Source organism: Burkholderia sp. HAN2018, assembly GCF_024704855.1.
In the GTDB taxonomy this organism is placed as follows: domain Bacteria; phylum Pseudomonadota; class Gammaproteobacteria; order Burkholderiales; family Burkholderiaceae; genus Burkholderia; species Burkholderia cepacia.
The window spans coordinates 1-2,027 of record NZ_QOBB01000470.1 but is presented as its reverse complement, the minus strand read 5'-3'; the positions used below and the strand labels follow the sequence as shown (position 1 = coordinate 2,027).

At 67.5% G+C, this 2,027-nt stretch carries 3 protein-coding genes; 1 reads left to right on the top strand and 2 read right to left on the bottom strand.

The window, feature by feature from the left end; translation table 11 throughout:
* Together DPV74_RS41055 and DPV74_RS41050 are read right to left on the bottom strand one after the other, a co-directional pair.
* Positions 1-616: magnesium chelatase domain-containing protein (locus tag DPV74_RS41055; protein WP_276142164.1), on the bottom strand; the 616-nt coding region annotated here is incomplete at its 3' end.
* 287 nt (positions 617-903) lie between these two features.
* Positions 904-1,155 (bottom strand): accessory factor UbiK family protein, encoded by a 252-nt coding sequence (locus tag DPV74_RS41050; protein WP_006489451.1) that lies wholly within the window; start codon positions 1,153-1,155, stop codon positions 904-906.
* Between the two features lie 355 nt (positions 1,156-1,510).
* Between DPV74_RS41050 and DPV74_RS41045 the strand changes: the two genes are divergently transcribed.
* Positions 1,511-1,849 (top strand): P-II family nitrogen regulator, encoded by a 339-nt coding sequence (locus DPV74_RS41045; protein ID WP_027789049.1) that lies wholly within the window; start codon positions 1,511-1,513, stop codon positions 1,847-1,849.
* Positions 1,850-2,027 lie beyond the last annotated feature (178 nt).

The following is a 2,027-nucleotide window of genomic DNA, read 5'->3' as shown; positions in this document are numbered from 1 at the left end:
GTGCGAGCCGGGCGTCGGGCGCCCCGGCGAGGTGGGCGCACAGCGCGGGCAGGTCCGGTGCACCGAACACGGTGACGCCCGGCACGAGCGCCGCCTCGGCGGCGCTGGCGAGCGGCAGGTACAGCTCGGGAGCGTTTGACGCGACGGCGGCCGGATCGGGGGCGGCCCGTTGATTACCGTTGCCCGAACCGGAAGCCGCACCGCTTTCCGCGACCTGCCAGTCCCGCGCGACCCCGCACGCCATCGCGAACGCGCCGCGCATCGGCCGCAGCGCGCCGGTCAGCGACAGTTCGCCCGCGAATTCGCGGCCGGCCAGCGCGTCGGCCGGGATCTGGCCGCTCGCGGCGAGGATGCCGAGCGCGATCGGCAGGTCGAACCGCCCCGACTCCTTCGGCAGGTCGGCCGGCGCGAGGTTGACGGTGATGCGGCGCACGGGGAATTCGAAACCGCAGTTCTGCAGCGCGGCACGCACGCGCTCGCGGCTTTCGCGGACCTCGAGATCGGGCAGGCCGACGATCGAGAACGACGGCAGCCCGTTGGCGAGATGGACTTCGACGGTGACGTCCGGCGCACGGCCGGAGGCGGGCGCGCGACTGCGCACCACGGCGAGCGACATGGCGAGGCTCCTGTAGACAAGACGGACGGGCGACGGCCGTTCGTGGCCGCATGCCGCGGGAATCGGAGGAATCGGTGCGCGCTTGCCGGCGTGGCGCGGGAAAAGAGCGAGGGACTGCGAAGAACGGGGTGCTGCGAAGAGCGAGGGACAGCGAAGAGCGGAGGTGCTGCGGAGAACGACTTACGACGAAGCGCGGTAGCGCGGCTTCAGGGTTTCAGGTTTTCGGGGCTGGCGGGCACGGGCCGCACGAGGCGGCCCGCGCCCGGACCTTGCGGCCGGGTGGGGCGTCAGGCTTGCGGCGCGGCGAGCTTCTGCTCGAGTTCGGCGACGCGCTTTTCGAGTTCCTCGAGGCGCACACGGGTGCGGGCGAGCACCTGGGCCTGCGTGTCGAATTCCTCGCGCGTGACGAGGTCGAGTTTCGAAAAGCCTTGCGACAGCATGGCCTTCACGTTGCGCTCGACGTCCTTGGCCGGCGAGTTTTTCAGCAGATCGCTGACGCGCGACTGCAGATCGTTGAAAACGTCGCTGGGTTGCTTCATGTGATTCCCCTTCCTTGCACAAAAAATGTGCATCTTCAGTTGCGTACGTGCCCATGATGCACGCATGACCGGAAATGGTGCGCCGGGGGCGCGAATTCCGGGCATGGCGCCGGCATGGGTGAATGGCCCGGTGACCCGGGACGTGCGTGCACTCTAGCAACGTTCCTTTCGCCGCGCCAGCAAAGCGGCCCGCGTTGGCCATTCGGCCGGGCTTGCGCACCTTACATCGCGGGATGCGACCCCTTGATGAAGCCCTTTGAAACGGTGCTCGAATCGACATGGCATGCGAGTTGCTGAGGAGAGTCCGTTACAACATTCCAACCAATTCGACGGGACAACTCAGCGAGAGGACTTCATGAAACTCATTACCGCAATCATCAAGCCGTTCAAGCTCGATGAGACGCGCGAGGCGCTGTCGGCGCTTGGCGTCTCGGGAATCACGGTGACCGAGGTAAAAGGGTTCGGCCGCCAGAAGGGGCACACCGAGCTGTATCGCGGCGCCGAATACGTGGTCGATTTCCTGCCGAAGATGAAGATCGAGGCAGCGGTGTCCGACGATCTCGTCGACCAGGCGGTCGAGGCGATCGAGCGGGCCGCGCGCACCGGCAAGATCGGCGACGGCAAGATCTTCGTCACGGCGATCGAACAGGTGATCCGGATTCGCACCGGGGAGACGGGCGCAGACGCGCTGTAACAGAACAGACAAGACAAGCGACAAGAGGAAACCCAAGATGCGCAAACTTCTGATGTCCCTGCTGATGGCCGGCTCGCTGATCGCGGCAGGCGTCGGCTCCGCGCTCGCCGACGACGCGGCGTCCGCCGCCGCTGCGTCCGCGCCCGCCGCAACGGCTTCCGACGCCTCGGCTGCCGCC